17 protein-coding genes and 1 pseudogene are annotated in these 15,869 nt (G+C 37.7%); 17 read left to right on the top strand and 1 reads right to left on the bottom strand.

Annotated elements, in window-relative coordinates:
* Positions 1–39: 39 nt before the first annotated feature.
* The 12 genes from E1I69_RS08685 (at position 40) to E1I69_RS08630 (ending at position 11,457) form a co-directional block, all read left to right on the top strand.
* Positions 40–483: a MarR family winged helix-turn-helix transcriptional regulator gene (locus tag E1I69_RS08685; protein ID WP_136379214.1), complete on the top strand. Its 444-nt coding sequence runs from the start codon at positions 40–42 to the stop codon at positions 481–483.
* Positions 484–534: 51 nt separating this feature from the next.
* A complete protein-coding gene (locus tag E1I69_RS08680) occupies positions 535–1,479 on the top strand; it encodes a ring-cleaving dioxygenase (protein ID WP_136379213.1) in 945 nt (314 codons plus the stop codon).
* 2 nt (positions 1,480–1,481) lie between these two features.
* Positions 1,482–2,537 (top strand): LLM class flavin-dependent oxidoreductase, encoded by a 1,056-nt coding sequence (locus tag E1I69_RS08675; protein ID WP_136379212.1) that lies wholly within the window; start codon positions 1,482–1,484, stop codon positions 2,535–2,537.
* Between the two features lie 17 nt (positions 2,538–2,554).
* Positions 2,555–3,121: an NADPH-dependent FMN reductase gene (locus E1I69_RS08670; RefSeq protein WP_136379211.1), complete on the top strand. Its 567-nt coding sequence runs from the start codon at positions 2,555–2,557 to the stop codon at positions 3,119–3,121.
* Between the two features lie 24 nt (positions 3,122–3,145).
* The gene (locus E1I69_RS08665; protein WP_136379240.1) at positions 3,146–3,769 is read left to right on the top strand and encodes a nitroreductase family protein; all 624 of its coding nucleotides are present in this window, start codon (positions 3,146–3,148) and stop codon (positions 3,767–3,769) included.
* A 201-nt stretch (positions 3,770–3,970) separates the two neighbouring features.
* On the top strand, positions 3,971–4,105 hold the full coding sequence (locus E1I69_RS08660; protein ID WP_116353964.1) for a BA3454 family stress response protein: 135 nt from the start codon (positions 3,971–3,973) through the stop codon (positions 4,103–4,105).
* Positions 4,106–4,147: 42 nt separating this feature from the next.
* Positions 4,148–4,822 carry a ribose-5-phosphate isomerase RpiA gene (rpiA, locus tag E1I69_RS08655; protein ID WP_136379210.1) on the top strand — a complete coding sequence of 225 codons (675 nt, stop codon included), beginning with the start codon at positions 4,148–4,150 and terminating at the stop codon, positions 4,820–4,822.
* A 72-nt stretch (positions 4,823–4,894) separates the two neighbouring features.
* Entirely contained in the window at positions 4,895–6,409 is a 1,515-nt protein-coding gene (gene zwf / locus E1I69_RS08650) for a glucose-6-phosphate dehydrogenase (protein WP_136379209.1), read from the top strand.
* A 19-nt stretch (positions 6,410–6,428) separates the two neighbouring features.
* Complete coding sequence (gene tkt / locus E1I69_RS08645; RefSeq protein ID WP_136379208.1) at positions 6,429–8,423, top strand: transketolase; 1,995 nt, start codon at positions 6,429–6,431, stop codon at positions 8,421–8,423.
* A 30-nt stretch (positions 8,424–8,453) separates the two neighbouring features.
* On the top strand, positions 8,454–9,347 hold the full coding sequence (gnd, locus tag E1I69_RS08640) for a phosphogluconate dehydrogenase (NAD(+)-dependent, decarboxylating) (RefSeq protein WP_136379207.1): 894 nt from the start codon (positions 8,454–8,456) through the stop codon (positions 9,345–9,347).
* A 20-nt stretch (positions 9,348–9,367) separates the two neighbouring features.
* Positions 9,368–10,030, top strand: a complete 663-nt coding sequence (gene fsa / locus E1I69_RS08635; protein WP_136379206.1) for a fructose-6-phosphate aldolase — start codon at positions 9,368–9,370, stop codon at positions 10,028–10,030.
* 89 nt (positions 10,031–10,119) lie between these two features.
* The gene (locus E1I69_RS08630) at positions 10,120–11,457 is read left to right on the top strand and encodes a glucose-6-phosphate isomerase (RefSeq protein WP_136379205.1); all 1,338 of its coding nucleotides are present in this window, start codon (positions 10,120–10,122) and stop codon (positions 11,455–11,457) included.
* A 99-nt stretch (positions 11,458–11,556) separates the two neighbouring features.
* Here E1I69_RS08630 and E1I69_RS08625 read toward each other — a convergent pair whose 3' ends face one another.
* Positions 11,557–11,877: a winged helix-turn-helix transcriptional regulator gene (locus tag E1I69_RS08625; protein ID WP_136379204.1), complete on the bottom strand. Its 321-nt coding sequence runs from the start codon at positions 11,875–11,877 to the stop codon at positions 11,557–11,559.
* A gap of 287 nt (positions 11,878–12,164) precedes the next feature.
* Between E1I69_RS08625 and E1I69_RS08620 the strand changes: the two genes are divergently transcribed.
* The 5 genes and pseudogenes from E1I69_RS08620 to E1I69_RS08600 all read left to right on the top strand — a co-directional run bounded on the left by E1I69_RS08620 (position 12,165) and on the right by E1I69_RS08600 (position 15,851).
* Positions 12,165–12,659 (top strand): hypothetical protein, encoded by a 495-nt coding sequence (locus E1I69_RS08620; RefSeq protein ID WP_136379203.1) that lies wholly within the window; start codon positions 12,165–12,167, stop codon positions 12,657–12,659.
* Positions 12,660–12,744: 85 nt separating this feature from the next.
* Positions 12,745–13,173 carry a MarR family winged helix-turn-helix transcriptional regulator gene (locus E1I69_RS08615; RefSeq protein ID WP_136379202.1) on the top strand — a complete coding sequence of 143 codons (429 nt, stop codon included), beginning with the start codon at positions 12,745–12,747 and terminating at the stop codon, positions 13,171–13,173.
* Positions 13,174–13,334: 161 nt separating this feature from the next.
* Positions 13,335–14,273, top strand: a complete 939-nt coding sequence (locus E1I69_RS08610) for a ring-cleaving dioxygenase (protein ID WP_136379201.1) — start codon at positions 13,335–13,337, stop codon at positions 14,271–14,273.
* A 32-nt stretch (positions 14,274–14,305) separates the two neighbouring features.
* Positions 14,306–15,249, top strand: a pseudogene (locus E1I69_RS08605) (ring-cleaving dioxygenase).
* Entirely contained in the window at positions 15,249–15,851 is a 603-nt protein-coding gene (locus tag E1I69_RS08600) for an alpha/beta hydrolase (RefSeq protein ID WP_136379200.1), read from the top strand. The pseudogene E1I69_RS08605 and the gene E1I69_RS08600 overlap by 1 nt, the downstream one beginning before the upstream one ends.
* Positions 15,852–15,869: the final 18 nt, after the last annotated feature.

Here is a 15,869-nt window from a genome sequence, read left to right as displayed (position 1 = left end):
TGGTAAAGTGATATTAACGAAAGGGAGTGACACAGGGCTATGCAAAAAAATACACGTGGTTCATTAATCTGGTTGCGACTTACTCGATTCACACATCAAAGTAACTTACTATCAAATGATTTTTTAAAGAAGTTTGATTTAACTTCTGCACAATTTGATGTATTAATGCAAATTTCAACATACGAGCCAATAACGCAAAGTGAGCTTGCCGAGAAAGTTACGGTGACACAGGGCGGTATTTCGCGCATGCTGACTCGCCTTGAAAAAGAAGGACTCATTGAACGAAAGCAAGATTGGAAGACAAAAACTATTTCGTTAACGAAAAAAGGCCGTGAAAAACTAGATCATGCGTTTGAAGCACAGCTTGCATTTCAGTCGTCTTTCTTTGATGAATGTTTATCTAAGGAAGAACAAAAAATATTGTATACGCTCATGTCACGTGTACAAAAAAATAGCGAAAAAAAGAAAATGCAGACAAGATAATTTTTTTACCATGTCACTTGACTAGTCAAATGATAAAAGGAGAGATTACCTATGTATACAATTCCAGGGCATCATCATATCTCAATGATTACAAAGGACGCAAAACAAAATAACCATTTTTATCGTGAAGTGCTTGGACTACGACGTGTGAAAATGACAGTAAACCAGGATGATCCATCGATGTATCACTTATTTTATGGAGATAAAACTGGAAGTCCCGGTACAGAGCTATCATTTTTTGAAATTCCTCCTGTTGGGAGGACACACCGAGGCACAAATGCCATTACTCGAATTGGTTTGCTTGTGCCAACTCAAAGTAGCTTAACTTTTTGGAAAAAGCGTTTTGAAGAATATGGTGTACAACACAGTGACATCACAACATACGCCAACAAGCCAGCCTTGCATTTTGAAGATAAAGAAGGATTGCGTATGGTGTTACTAGTATCAAACGGTGAAAAGGTTGAACACTGGGATACGTGGGAAAAATCAATTGTACCAGAAGAACACCAAATTCAAGGAATGGGTTCAGTGGAAATGACTGTTCGCAGACTTGATAAATTAGCTAGAACTCTAACAGAGATGTTTGGTTATACACAAATTTCACGTACAGAAGATGAAGCCATTTTCCAATCCATCCAAGGCGAAGTATTTGGAGAAATCGTTGTGAAATTTTTAGATGGACCTACTGAACGACCTGGACGCGGAAGTATTCATCATTTAGCGATTCGTGTGAAAGATGAAGCTGAGCTTACCTACTGGGATGAACAGGTTCGAGCACGTGGCTTCCATACATCTGGCATTGTGGATCGCTTCTACTTTAAGAGCTTATACTTCCGTGAGTCAAACGGTATTTTATTTGAAATTGCAACAGACGGACCTGGTTTCACAATTGATGGGGATATCGAAACCCTCGGTGAAGCATTAGATCTTCCGCCATTTTTAGAAGAACGACGTGTTGAAATCGAAGAAAATTTAAAACCAATTGAGGAGGATTAACAATGGAAAAATACCGCATCGATCCTACAAAAGGCATTGAATTTGGACTATATTCCTTGGGGGATCACATCCCCAATCCCCTAACAGGTGAGCGAATTTCTGCAGGACAACGAATTAATGAGCTTATCGAAGCAAGTAAAATAGCAGAGCAAGCAGGTATTGACGTATTTGCCGTTGGTGAAAGTCACCAAACGTATTTCACCACACAAGCACATACCGTTGTTTTGGGTGCCATTGCCCAAGCTACAAAAAAAATTAAGATTTCTAGCTCAGCAACTGTACTAAGTGTTTCTGACCCTGTGCGTGTGTACGAGGATTTCGCCACAATTGATTTAATCTCAGATGGTCGTGCAGAAATCGTTGCTGGTCGCGGGTCTCGTGTAGGTGCCTATCACCTGCTTGGCGTTGATTTACAGGATTATGAGGAAATCTTTGAAGAGAAATTAGAACTGCTGAAAAAAATTAATGAAGAAAAGCGAATTACATGGCAAGGTGAATACCGTCCACCACTACAAAATGCAGAAATTCTGCCGCAGCCAAAAAATGGCTCGCTTCCAATTTGGCGTGCTGTAGGTGGTCCACCTGCAAGTGCCATTAAAGCAGGTTACATGGGAATTCCGATGATGCTGACGACATTAGGTGGACCTGCTATCAATTTTAAGCCTTCTGTTGATGCATATCGTGAAGCAGCTGAACGCAGTGGCTATGATCCAAAGACTTTACCTATTGCAACAACAAGCTTATTTTATGTAGCAGATACAACACAAGAAGCGTTACAAGGAATGTACCCACATATTAATGGGGGATTCCAAGCGATTCGTGGTAGTGGCTATCCAAAGCAACAATTTGCTCAAGCACCAGATACTCGTGATGCATTAATGGTTGGTAGCAAACAGCAGATTATCGAGAAATTGCTTTACCAATATGAGCTTTACGGAATGCAGCGCTTTATGGCAGAAATCGACTTTGGTGGGGTACCTTACGAGAAAATCATGAAAAATATTGAAATCATTGGGAACGACATCATTCCTGCGATCAAAAAATATACAGCTAAATAAAAAGGAGAGAGCAACCTATGAAAATCGTAGCACTAGCAGGCTCAATTGTCGGCTCAAAAACAAAAACTGCAATGCTTAAAACTGTGGAAATACTTAAGCAAAAATTCCCAAAACATGAAGTCACACTTCTTGATTTAGCCGACTATAAATTGGAATTTAGCGATGGCCGTAATTACTTCGAATATGAAGGAGATACAAAATATGTGACAGAGACGATTATGTCGGCAGATGCCATTATTATTGGAACACCAACCTTCCAAGCATCGATTCCTGCAACATTAAAAAATATCTTCGACCTACTACCAGTTAATGCTTTCCGCGACAAGGTCGTAAGTGTTGTCGTCACAGCTGGTACAGCGAAGCATTATTTAATGGTGGAGCAACAATTAAAGCCAATTTTAGCGTATATGAAAGCTCAAATCGTTCCAACGTATGTATTTATTGAAGAAAATGACTTCTTACGGAAAGAAATCATTAACGATGATATACTTTTCCGCTTAGATCGGTTAGTAGATGACACAGTCCAGACATATCATGCAGTGGATTTGATAAGAAAGGCTAAAGAGGAAGAATATGGTTTTTAACTTTTATCATTTGAGGTGAAACGAGTGACGGAATTTAGTAGTTTAGTAAAAGCAAGACGATCAGCAAGTAATTTCTTGCCTGATCATCCAATAACAAAAGAAGAGTTAGACGAAATTTTTGGATTAGTAAAATTTGCTCCAACAGCTTTTAATCTACAACATGCTCACTATGTTGTTATTACAAACTCAGAGGTTAAAGAGAAGATAAGAACGGCGGCATATGGTCAATATAAAGTACATTCATCTTCTGCAGTCATTATTGTAACAGGGGATACTAATGCCTATCGAGACGCTGCAAAAATAAACGAGGGCCTCCTGATGTTAGGAATCCTCAACAAACAGGAATATGATCACGAGATTGATGATATTACTTCATTATATACAAGCAGAGGTGAAGTGTTTCAAAAAGATGAAGCCATTCGGAATGCTTCACTTTCTGCGATGATGTTTATGCTCGCAGCTAAAGATAAAGGCTGGGATACTTGTCCGATGATTGGGTTTGATCAACAGGCCGTAAAGGAAATATTAAATATTAGTCCTGAACAAGAAGTGGTTATGATGATAACGATTGGAAAAGAAAAGGTGTCTAGCCGAAGACCTAGGGGATACCGCAAACCAATTGCAGAGCTTGTTAGCTACATTGAATAGGGACTTGAAAGATTTGGGAAAACTCTCACTGTTTAAGCGGTGAGAGTTTTTTTGAAAAAATACCTTGAATTCAAGATATTTTTCTTGACTATAAATAATATGAGAGTTATTATTGGTTACATAAAGTAACTTTGATTACTAATAGTAACTTGTTATAAAAAGATATACAAAATAAATATTTTTCAGATAGGAGTGAATTATATGGTTGAGGTAACCTTGAACCTTGAATATAAAGGCAAAAAATATCTAACCAACGTCATTGTTAAGAAAGGCACACCTCAAAGTCAAATATTCCGTATCGCGGAAGAGCAAATTAAGAAACAATGGCAAAATTAAAATAAAAGTGGAATCTCCAGATAGGAAAGGAGTAAGTATCCTTTGAATGAGAAAAAAGAAGTTGGAGAAAAAGCTTTAGATTATATAAAAGATGGAATGGTAGTTGGTCTAGGGACTGGAACGACAGTGTTCTATACCCTTACTAAACTTGGAGAACTCGTTCGAAATGGACTTTCGATTAAAGGAATTCCTACATCAAAACAAACTGAAAAACTAGCTAAGGAATTCGGAATCCCACTTATTTCATTTAGCGAGGTTAAACAAATTGATGTGGCTATTGATGGCGCTGATGAGGTAGATCCTGAATTAAATCTCATCAAAGGGGGCGGTGGTGCCCTATTACGGGAAAAAATCATCGCACATGCAGCTAAGACTTTTATAGTAGTTGCTGACCCGGATAAAAATGTTGCCAAATTAGGATCTTTCCCATTACCAGTTGAAGTCTTACCTTTTGGTTTTGAACTGACAAAGAAAAAGATACAAGAACTTGGGCTTATCCCCCATTTAAGACAAGTTCAGGGAGGTCCATTTCGAACGGATAATGGTCACTATATTCTTGACTGTCGTATACCCGATAAGCCGAATCATAAAGAATTAGAAAGAGAGCTTAACCTAATACCTGGCGTTATGGAAAATGGGTTATTTCTCGGAATGACTGATAAATACATTACCTTGGATCGTAACAAGGATAACTCTATAGTAGTCAGACATAGATAACTTGTGTAAATGATTTACAACATTAGCTTTGAGGTTACAACCTTCATATACACGTACTTAGGAGGACTTAAATTGGAATCAATGACTTTTGTATTATTTGGCTCAACAGGTGATTTAGCAAAAAGAAAGATTTTTCCTGCTCTGTACAACCTGTTTATTGATAATAAATTACCACAACCTATATCAATAATTGGTCTTGGACGAGCTGAACTTTCTCAAAGAGACTTTCAAGACAGAGTGAAAGAATCCATCTTTTCTTTCTCGCGTCGTCTTGAACATGATCCTGATGATCTGGAGGGATTTCTGGATTCATTTCGATATCAGGCACTCGATGTTACCAATAAACAAGGGTATAAACCATTACTCGATCTGGTTAAGCAACGAGAAGCAGAACTGAAAATAAAGGTAAATCGAGTAATTTATCTTTCAGTAGCTCCAGAATTTTTCGACGTTATTGCTTTAAACATCAAAGAGAGTGGGCTTGGTAATTCAACTGGCTGGAAACGATTGATGATCGAAAAACCATTCGGGCATGATCTCGGGTCGGCTCGTGAATTAAATGAAAAACTAAGCGGTGCATTTGAGGAAGAAGAAATCTATCGGATTGACCATTACCTAGGGAAATCAATGGTTCAGAACCTTGAAGCTCTTGAATTTGCAAACCCAATCTTACAATCTATCTGGAACAAGGATCACATTGCAAATGTTCAAATTACAGCGAGTGAAACAGTGGGTGTTGAGACAAGAGCAGGCTATTACGATCAAGCTGGAGCAATTCGTGATATGGTTCAAAATCATATGCTACAAATGTTAATGATGACAGCCATGTCCTTACCTAAAAAGATGAATGCATCGGAAATTCGAAATGAAAAACGTAAGGTAATGGAAGCGATTCGTCCAATGAATAAAGAAGATGTTCACCTGAATATCATTCGCGGGCAATATGGGCTAGGGGAGAGTAATGGTAACCAGGTTCTAGGGTATAGAGACGAACCGGGAGTAAATCCTTCTTCCAAAACAGATACATTTATCGCGGCACGTATCTTGATCGATAATCCATTCTGGAAGGGTGTACCTTTTTATATCCGAACTGGGAAAAGAATGAAGGAAAAATCAACTCGTATCGTCATTGAATTTAAAAACACATTGAATTCACATTATGAAAATACGAATCAAAAAATTGGGCCTAATTTATTAATAGTTGAAATCAGTCCCAATGAAAATATCTCTCTTCAGTTAAATAGTAAAAATCCGACTAATAATGGGAATATCGAGCCTGTCCGAATTGAATTTTCGAGTGAAACTACAGGAAGTGGAATACCAGAAGCATACGAAAGAATCATTCATGATGCATTCATTGGAGATTCAACATTCTTTGCACATTGGAAGGAAGTTGAGTTGTCTTGGGAGTGGGTTCAACCAATCCTTGATGCATTTGAAGAAGACCTTGTTCCACTACATGAATACCAGTCAGGTTCAAATGGTCCAATGGCATCCGATTTATTGTTAGAAGAGCATGGATTTAAATGGTGGTTAGATGAAAGAATTGAAAAGCAAGAAGCCAAAGAATTAGTAGAAATGAAATAAAAAAATTTAGGGGGAAACCATGAAACAAAATATTGAGAACTTAGCCGTGACAACAATACGAACTTTATCGATTGATGCTATCAATGCAGCAAATTCCGGTCACCCAGGATTGCCAATGGGCGCAGCACCAATGGCCTATGCATTATGGTCAAAACATATGAATCATAATCCTGAAAATCCAAAATGGTTTAACCGTGATCGATTTGTTTTATCAGCCGGACACGGATCTAGCTTATTATACAGTTTACTTCATTTAGCAGAATATAATGTCACTATTGATGACTTAAAGAACTTCAGAAAATTAAACAGCAAAACGCCAGGACATCCTGAATTTGGTCATACTTCCGGTGTCGAGGCAACAACGGGACCATTAGGACAAGGGATTGCTAATGCTGTTGGAATGGCGATGGCAGAAGCGCATCTCGCCGCTAAATTTAATAAGAAGAACTACCCTATCATTGATCATTATACATATGCTTTAGTAGGAGACGGAGACCTCATGGAGGGTATATCCTATGAAGCAATGTCAATGGCTGGGCATATGAAACTAGGTAAATTAATCGTCCTATATGATTCAAATGATATTTCCCTTGATGGTGACTTGAATGTTTCTTTTTCTGAAGATATTGAGAAAAGAGCAGAATCTGCTAACTGGCACTATATAAGAGTGGAAGATGGAAATGATCTAGAAGCAATCTCAAACGCAATCAACCTAGCAAAACAAAATCCTCATCAACCAAGCATTATTGAAGTCAGAACCATCATCGGGTATGGAAGTCCGAAAGTAGCGGGTAGCAATAAAGCACATGGCGCACCGCTAGGGCTTGAGGAAGCGAAGGCAACGAAGCAAGCTTATGGCTGGGATTATGAAGAGGACTTCTTTGTTCCAGAAAACGTGAAAGCTCATTTTAAGGATTTAAAGAATAAGGGAATGGATGTTGAGGAAAAATGGAATGATTTATTCCGTGCTTATCAGCAAGAGTATCCGGAATTAGCTGAACAACTTGGTAATGCGATTACTGGAAAAGTTCTAATTGATGCAAACGACATTTTAACCTTTGAAACAGGTAAAGGTGTTTCAACCCGTGTCGCAAGCGGCGAAGCGATTAACCATTACGTAAAATCAGTTCCTGCTATGTTTGGAGGAAGTGCAGACCTTTCTGGATCTACTATGACAGATATTAAGGGAGAACAAAAATTTGCTGTGGAATCTTATGGTGCTCGAAATGTGTACTTTGGTGTAAGGGAGCACGCAATGGGTGCAGCTGCAAACGGTATGGCCTATCATGGTGGGGTGAAGCCTTTCGTAAGTACATTCTTTGTATTTAATGATTATCTTCGTCCGTCTATCCGTCTGGCAGCACTTTCGAAACTTCCAGTCACATATGTATTTACACATGACTCAATTGCTGTAGGTGAAGATGGTCCTACACATGAGCCAGTTGAACATTTAGCAGCGCTTCGTTCAATTCCTGGGCTTACAGTGATGAGACCAACTGATGCTAACGAAACAGCAAGTGCTTGGGCATATGCTCTTCAACAAACAGAAGGTCCAGTTGCGTTGATTTTAAGTCGTCAAAACCTACCGGTATATAACGAAACAAGAGCAAATCTAGAAAATGTTTCAAAAGGGGCTTATGTTCTAACTGAAACAAATTCAGCTCCAGAGGTTATTCTAATTGCGACAGGCTCTGAAGTGTCATTAGCTGTTAGTGCAAAAGAAGAGCTTGAAAAAGAAAACAGATCTGTTCGTGTAGTAGCCATGCCAAGTTGGGAACTATTTAATAAACAATCATCTGATTATAAAGAAGCCATTTTACCATCATCCAATTTAAAACGGATTGCAATCGAATCAGGAATCTCGATGGGGTGGGAACGATTTGTTGGTACGGAAGGGAAAATAGTATCAATTGAATCATTTGGTGCTTCGGGTTCTGGCCCTGAGGTTATGGAACAGTTTGGTTTTACAACTGAAAACGTAGTTCAAATAACTAAAAGTCTATTACACTCTTAAAAAATGACAAAACAATTGGAGGAAAACAACATGAAGGTCGGATTAATTGGATTAGGAAAGATGGGTTTAAACTTAGGACAAAATCTTATCGATAACAATCACGAAGTAGTGGCATACGATGTGAACCCAAGTGCTGTTGATGAAATGAAAAAATATGGAGCTTCAGGGGTATCAAGCTATAAAGAACTAGTTGAGTCTTTAGTGAAGCCAAGAATTATTTGGATTATGGTCCCCCATTCAGTTGTAGATTCTGTCATTGATGAAGTTGCACCATTTCTAGATAAAGATGATATTGTGATCGAAGCTGGAAATTCTCACTATAAGGAATCCATCCAACGTTACAATGATTTAAAGAAAATTGGTGTACGATTCATGGACGCTGGTACTTCCGGTGGAATGGAAGGAGCACGAAATGGTGCTTGCTACATGATTGGTGGCGACCCAGAAGCTTGGGAACAAGTAGAACCTATTTTTAAGGATACAGCCGTAGAGAATGGCTTCTTGTATGCAGGGAAAGCAGGGAGCGGGCACTTCTTAAAAATGGTTCATAATGGAATTGAGTATGCCATGATGGCGGCGATTGGAGAGGGCTTTGAAGTACTTGAAAAAAGCGAGTTTGATTATGATTATGAAAAAGTTGCTAGAGTATGGAATAATGGTTCCGTTATTCGTTCGTGGCTCATGGAATTAACAGAGAATGCATTTTCAAAGGACGCCAAATTGGATGAAATCCAAGGAATCATGCATTCTTCAGGTGAGGGGAAATGGACCGTTGAAACAGCTTTAGATTTACAAACTGCTACTCCAGTTATTGCGATGTCACTATTGATGCGTTACCGCTCATTAGAAAATGATACCTTTACAGGGAAAGTAGTAGCGGCATTACGAAATGAATTTGGTGGACATGCTGTCGTAAAAAAATAATGTAATGGGGGAAATGAAAAATGAAATTCTTTATAGATACTGCTAACCTTGATGATATTAAAAAAGCATATAAAATGGGTGTTTTATCTGGTGTAACAACAAACCCATCACTTGTTGTAAAAGAAGGCGTTAAATTCGAAGACCGCATCGCCGAAATCCTTCAAGCAGTGCCAGGAGTAGAGAGTGTATCTGCAGAGGTTTCTCCAAGTGCCGAAACTGCTGAAGAAATGATAGCTGAAGCAGAAGAGCTTTTAAAAATCAACGGTGGTGACAAAAACATCACAATCAAAGTACCAATGACTGTAGCTGGATTAGAAGCAACCCGTTATCTTTCTAAAAAAGGTGTTAAAACGAACGTAACGTTAATCTTCACAATGAACCAAGCTCTTTTAGCAGCCCGTGCAGGTGCAACATATGTATCTCCATTCTTAGGTCGTCTTGACGACATTTCTGAAGATGGCGTACAGCTTGTTTCAAAAATCGCTGAGTTATTCCGTGTTCACAACCTAGATGCTCAAATCATCGCTGCATCTGTAAGACATCCTGACCACGTTACTCGTGTAGCATTGGCTGGTGCTCATATCGCAACTATTCCGTACTCTGTAATTGAGCAACTTACTAAGCACCCACTTACAGATCAAGGCCTTGAAAAATTTGCTGCTGATTGGAAATCTGCACTGTAAAAATGTTAAGACAATACAACTAGAATAGAGGGATTCCATTCGGTAAGTCCCTCTCTACATAAATATAAATAAGAATAGGAGAAATATATATGACTATTACATTTGATTATTCTAACGCTTTATCATTCATGCAAGAGCATGAAGTTGAATATTTAAGTGAATTTGTTAGGGTAGCACATGAAATGCTCCACGAGAAAAGAGGACCAGGTTCTGATTATCTTGGATGGGTTGATTTGCCGTATAACTACGACAAAGAGGAATTTGCTAGAATCAAAGCAGCTTCCGAACGAATTCGAAGCAATTCAGACGCTTTAGTTGTAATCGGAATTGGTGGTTCATACCTTGGTGCAAGAGCTGCAATCGAAGCTTTGTCACACACATTCCATAACCAAATGAATGACAAAACAGAGATTTATTATGTTGGACAAAATATCAGTGCCACATATGTCTCTCACTTATTTGATGTGCTGAAGGACAAAGATATTTCAGTAAACGTTATTTCAAAATCAGGAACAACAACAGAGCCTGCACTTGCATTTCGTATCTTCCGAGAGTATATGGAGAAAAAGTATGGGAAAGAAGAAGCAAAAAAACGTATTTACGCTACAACTGATCGCGCAAAAGGTGCTTTAAAAACACTTGCAAATGAAGAAGGATATGAAACCTTTGTCATCCCTGATGATGTCGGCGGCCGATACTCCGTATTAACAGCTGTAGGATTATTGCCGATTGCAACCGCTGGGCTAGATATTGATAAAATGATGGCTGGTGCTGCAGCAGCTGCTGATAAATATAGTAATCCTATCTTGGCAGAAAACCAAAGCTATCAGTATGCAGCAGTTAGAAACGCTCTTTATCGAAAAGGGAAATCCATTGAACTATTAGTTAACTTTGAACCATCCTTACATTACGTATCTGAATGGTGGAAACAATTATTTGGGGAAAGTGAAGGAAAAGACCAAAAGGGTCTTTACCCAGCTTCTGTTGACTTCTCTACTGACCTTCATTCGATGGGACAATATGTCCAAGAAGGGCGCAGGGACCTTATTGAAACAGTTGTAACTGTAAAAGAACCTAAGCTTGATATTACAATCAAGGAGGAAGCATCTAATCTAGATGGTTTAAATTATCTAGCTGGAAAGACAATGGACTTTGTAAACAAGAATGCAGCACAGGGAACAGTGTTGGCTCATGTAGACGGAGGAGTTCCTAACCTATCTGTAGAGCTTGACAGACTAGACGAATTTACTTTTGGTGAGATGGTTTACTTCTTTGAAAAAGCTTGTGGAATTAGTGGCTTATTAATGGGTGTAAATCCGTTTGATCAACCTGGAGTAGAAGCATATAAAAAGAATATGTTTGCGTTATTAGGTAAACCAGGCTATGAAAAAGAAAGAGCTGAATTGTTAAAGCGAATTTCTAAGTAGGGTGACTATATAAAAGAGGATGCTGTATATGTGTATAGCATCCTCTTTTATCTCAACAAATACTGCTTGATTGAGCAAGCAGTGAGAGTTTAGAAATCATCATAACCAGTTATTAGCCCAATCCTCAACAGTCTTTAGAGCCTTACCTAATTCATGTCCCTTTTTGGTTAGTGAATATTCTGTTCGTACGGGACGATCCGTAATGACGTTGCGAAGGACTAATCCGCAATCTTCAAGTTCTTTTATCCGTTCGTTGAGCATTCTTTTACTTAAATCAGGAATAGAGGCATGTATTTCACTAAATCGTTTTGGTTCCTCCATTAAGGTATGAACAATCAACCCCATCCATTTTTTTCCGATCATATGATATAATTCTTCAACCTTTGAGCATTCTCTTTCCTGAACAACTTTATCTACCATGACTATACACCTCCTATATTAGTAATTATCTATATACACAAAAAGTAACAAGGTAATATAATGTTTAATTAAATTATATCCTAAACAGACTATTATAAAAAGGGAATATTATGAATGAATTATGACAATATTAAAGGGATTGTAGTAAAAATACTATTGAAAAATAATAAGTCCCCCACTATCAATACTAATTATTACTTGTTGACTAAAAGTAACCATTAGTGTACTATTGGTTACATAAAGTAACCTATGGTTTCACCTAATAAATACGATAGGGGAGATAGAAAATGATGCGAATATTAGATGCAAAAATGATTGATACCAAGTCAGGATTGGAAACATATTTGGATATCCAGAAAAATGTCCATGTTGCCGATCTACGCATCCCAACAGAAGAAAGTCCTTTTTTCGAAATAAAGATAGGAATTGAATATTATCGTTTAATAGAACAGAACTATTATGATATCCAGGTAAACTACTTTTGGATAAGAATCCATCCAGAGATGAATACGATTACTTTATTAGAACCTGAAATCCAAAACATTTTTAGTATTAAAGATGTAAATGAAAGAGTGGCAACTAAAAAATTAATTGGGGAATGGTTAATTAACACAAATGCTTTTAGGTCTTCTATAAAAAACCTTATTAAAGAAAAGAAATCTGAAAACGTGGTAACAGAAAAAGACATTCGAGAAACATTACGCACTATAGAATTATTAGAAAAGACACTTGATCTGAAAACAGAGGATATATTAAATGCTGAAGTCAAAAAAGCTAGTTAACTTATTGACAGATGTTTTTTAATGTATTACAATTATCTCGAATTCAAGATAAATGAATTAGAGATTCTTTTGAGGAGGTGCGAGTATGGCGGGAATATGTACAAACCAACCATTTTTAATTTTGATGCAAACATCTAGAGCGATCCAAGAAAGAATCAGAGATGATATGATGAAAAATAACTTAAGCATAACGGAATTTTCGGTTCTAGAAGTGCTTTTTCATAAAGGTAAACAAACGATTCATCAAATTGGTAAGAGCGTATTGGTAACAAGTGGTTCAATGACATATGTAATCGATAAATTAGAACAAAAAGGATTACTAAAGCGAAGTGCTTGTCCAGATGATCGACGAGCGATACATGTATCGTTAACGACTGATGGAAGTGAATTGATGAATAGAATCATGCCTGAACATGAGGATTGTGTGGATAGTGTTTTTAATTCACTAAATTCTCAGGAGGTAGATACTCTGATCGATCTATTAAAAAGAGTGAAAGAAAAGGTTGAAAGTTAAGGTCAATTTAGTGTTGACATTTTTTTAGATAATATATCTTGAATTAAAGATACTTAAATCCGAGATAAACGACGGTTATTGTAGAATGATTTTATTTGTTTAGTAAAACCTGAAATTAAAAATTATTTGATATAAAAACTATGAATAGGAGTGGGACGAAAATGAGCAAAAAGACAATGGGAATTCATCACATAACTGCAATAGTAGGTCACCCACAAGAGAATGTAGATTTCTATGCAGGCGTTTTAGGATTACGTTTAGTTAAAAAGACTGTGAATTTTGATGATCCAGGAACATATCATTTGTATTTTGGGAATGAGGGAGGAAAACCAGGAACAATTATTACATTTTTTCCTTGGGCAGATGCCTATCAAGGAAGAATTGGTGATGGTCAAGTAGGTGTTACTTCTTATGCTGTTCCTAAAGGAGCATTGAGTTTTTGGGAATCAAGATTAGAAAAGTATGATATTCCTTACACTAAAATGAATCGATTTGGAGAAACATATTTAGAATTTGATGATCCACATGGACTTCACCTAGAAATCGTCGAAAGAGAAGAAGGTGAAACCAATAATTGGACATTCGGAGAAGTAACTCCCGAAGTGGCCATAAAAGGTTTTGGTGGAGCGACACTATTTTCATCCCATCCAGATAAAACTGCAGAATTACTAGAAAAAGTGATGGGTCTTGAATACGTAGATAAAGAGGGAGATTTTGTCCGTTATCGTTCTTCGGCTGATATTGGAAACATTATAGACCTAAAGGTGGTTCCGACGGGAAGAGGACAAATAGGTGTTGGAACAGTTCACCACATTGCATGGAGAGCAATTGACAACAAAGATCAATTGGATTGGCAAAAATACATTGCAGAAAATGGATATGGCGTAACTCCTGTGCAAGACAGAAATTATTTTAATGCGATTTACTTTAGAGAACACGGAGAAATTTTATTTGAAATTGCAACAGATCCTCCTGGATTCGCACATGATGAATCACACGAAACAATGGGAGAACAATTAATGTTACCTGTACAGTATGAACAGTATAGAGAGCAACTCGAACATAGTTTAATTCCTATTCAGGTGAAAGAATTAGATTAATGAGCATATTTTGAATGAATGGAGAGAATGAGATGCAAAAAACATCTGGTATCCATCATATAACAGCAATGGTTAACGATGCCCAAAGGAATATTGATTTTTATGCAGGTGTACTAGGACTTAGACTTGTTAAAAAACCATAAATTTTGATCGACCAGAGGTGTATCATCTGTACTTTGGAAATGAAACTGGAGATCCGGGAACTGTTATTACCTTTTTTCCATGGCCCAAACAGTTAAAGGGTCGTATTGGTATGGGACAAGTTGGGGTAACGAGCTACTCTATACCACTCGGTTCTTTAGATTTTTGGAAGAATCGCTTGAGTAAGTTCAGTATTGAGTTCATGTCATCCATCCGCTTTGGAGAAAGATATGTAACTTTTAAAGATCCAGACGGTCTTGAACTTGAACTAATCGAAAGAAAAGAAGGACCAACTAATAATTGGAGTTTTGGCGGGATAAAAGCCGAGAATGCAATAAAAGGTTTTGCTGGAGCAACTTTACTTTCCGCACAACCTAATAAAACGGCTGATGTACTTGAGAATGTATTAGGTCTAACATGTATTGGTGATGAAGAGGGTTTTCTGCGATTCAGGTCCGTTGGCTTACATGGAAACGTGATAGATATTAAGTTAACCCCTTCAGTTAGAGGCCTTATGGGAGCAGGAACGGTTCACCATATCGCATGGAGAGCAAAGGATGAAGAGGATCTTCTCCAATGGAGAAAACTCCTTCAAGAAAAAGGCTATTATCCAACAGAAATACGGGATCGACAGTATTTCAAAGCTGTTTATTTTCACGAAGAAGGCGGCATTCTTTTTGAAATAGCAACTGACCCACCGGGTTTTTCGGTAGATGAGTCAATTGTTGAACTGGGTGAAAAACTTATGCTTCCTACATGGTTTGAGTCAAAACGAGAAGAATTAGAAGCAAGCTTACCAGCTGTTAAGGTTCGCGTATTGGAAGGAGACAAATAATGAAACACATATTTAACAAGGGTAAAAATCCTGAAAAACCTACATTGTTATTACTTCACGGTACGGGAGGGAACGAATTAGATTTGTTACCTCTTGCAGGAAGAATAGATGATGAGGCATCCGTATTAAGTGTCCGTGGAAATGTCTTGGAAAATGGCATGCCTCGATTCTTCAGAAGATTAGCAGAGGGTGTTTTTGATATAAAAGACCTTATTTTCAGAACAAAAGAATTGAATGAGTTTCTTGATGAAGCTGCAATGAAATATGAATTTGATCGAAATAACATATTAGCAATTGGATATTCAAATGGAGCAAATATAGCAGCGAGTCTTTTGTTTCACTATCAAGATGCAATAAAAGGGGCGATTCTTCATCACCCAATGGTTCCTCGAAAAGGCATTGATCTTCCTGATTTAACAGGGAAGTCCGTGTTTATTGCTGCTGGAACAAATGATCCAATTTGCTCTCCGATGGAATCGGCTGAGTTGCAGTCTCTATTAGAAAAGGCAAATGCAAATGTAGAAATCCATTGGGAAGATAGAGGCCATCAGTTGACAGCGACAGAAGTTGAAGCTGCTGCACAATGGTATAAAAGTTTATAACTAAAATAGATTAATGGA

This window comes from Bacillus timonensis, from assembly GCF_004799755.1.
Taxonomy (GTDB): domain Bacteria; phylum Bacillota; class Bacilli; order Bacillales; family Bacillaceae_L; genus Ferdinandcohnia; species Ferdinandcohnia timonensis_A.
This window is presented reverse-complemented; position numbering and strand designations above follow the sequence as displayed.

Coding starts and splice junctions, on each gene's coding strand:
- E1I69_RS08600 (WP_136379200.1), top strand. CDS start 15,249: ATGAAACACATATTTAACAAGGGTAAAAATCCTGAAAAACCTACATTG.
- gnd (WP_136379207.1), top strand. CDS start 8,454: ATGAAGGTCGGATTAATTGGATTAGGAAAGATGGGTTTAAACTTAGGA.
- E1I69_RS08610 (WP_136379201.1), top strand. CDS start 13,335: ATGAGCAAAAAGACAATGGGAATTCATCACATAACTGCAATAGTAGGT.
- tkt (WP_136379208.1), top strand. CDS start 6,429: ATGAAACAAAATATTGAGAACTTAGCCGTGACAACAATACGAACTTTA.
- E1I69_RS08660 (WP_116353964.1), top strand. CDS start 3,971: ATGGTTGAGGTAACCTTGAACCTTGAATATAAAGGCAAAAAATATCTA.
- E1I69_RS08620 (WP_136379203.1), top strand. CDS start 12,165: ATGATGCGAATATTAGATGCAAAAATGATTGATACCAAGTCAGGATTG.
- E1I69_RS08630 (WP_136379205.1), top strand. CDS start 10,120: ATGACTATTACATTTGATTATTCTAACGCTTTATCATTCATGCAAGAG.
- E1I69_RS08675 (WP_136379212.1), top strand. CDS start 1,482: ATGGAAAAATACCGCATCGATCCTACAAAAGGCATTGAATTTGGACTA.
- E1I69_RS08680 (WP_136379213.1), top strand. CDS start 535: ATGTATACAATTCCAGGGCATCATCATATCTCAATGATTACAAAGGAC.
- fsa (WP_136379206.1), top strand. CDS start 9,368: ATGAAATTCTTTATAGATACTGCTAACCTTGATGATATTAAAAAAGCA.
- E1I69_RS08670 (WP_136379211.1), top strand. CDS start 2,555: ATGAAAATCGTAGCACTAGCAGGCTCAATTGTCGGCTCAAAAACAAAA.
- E1I69_RS08625 (WP_136379204.1), bottom strand. CDS start 11,877: ATGGTAGATAAAGTTGTTCAGGAAAGAGAATGCTCAAAGGTTGAAGAA.
- E1I69_RS08685 (WP_136379214.1), top strand. CDS start 40: ATGCAAAAAAATACACGTGGTTCATTAATCTGGTTGCGACTTACTCGA.
- E1I69_RS08615 (WP_136379202.1), top strand. CDS start 12,745: ATGGCGGGAATATGTACAAACCAACCATTTTTAATTTTGATGCAAACA.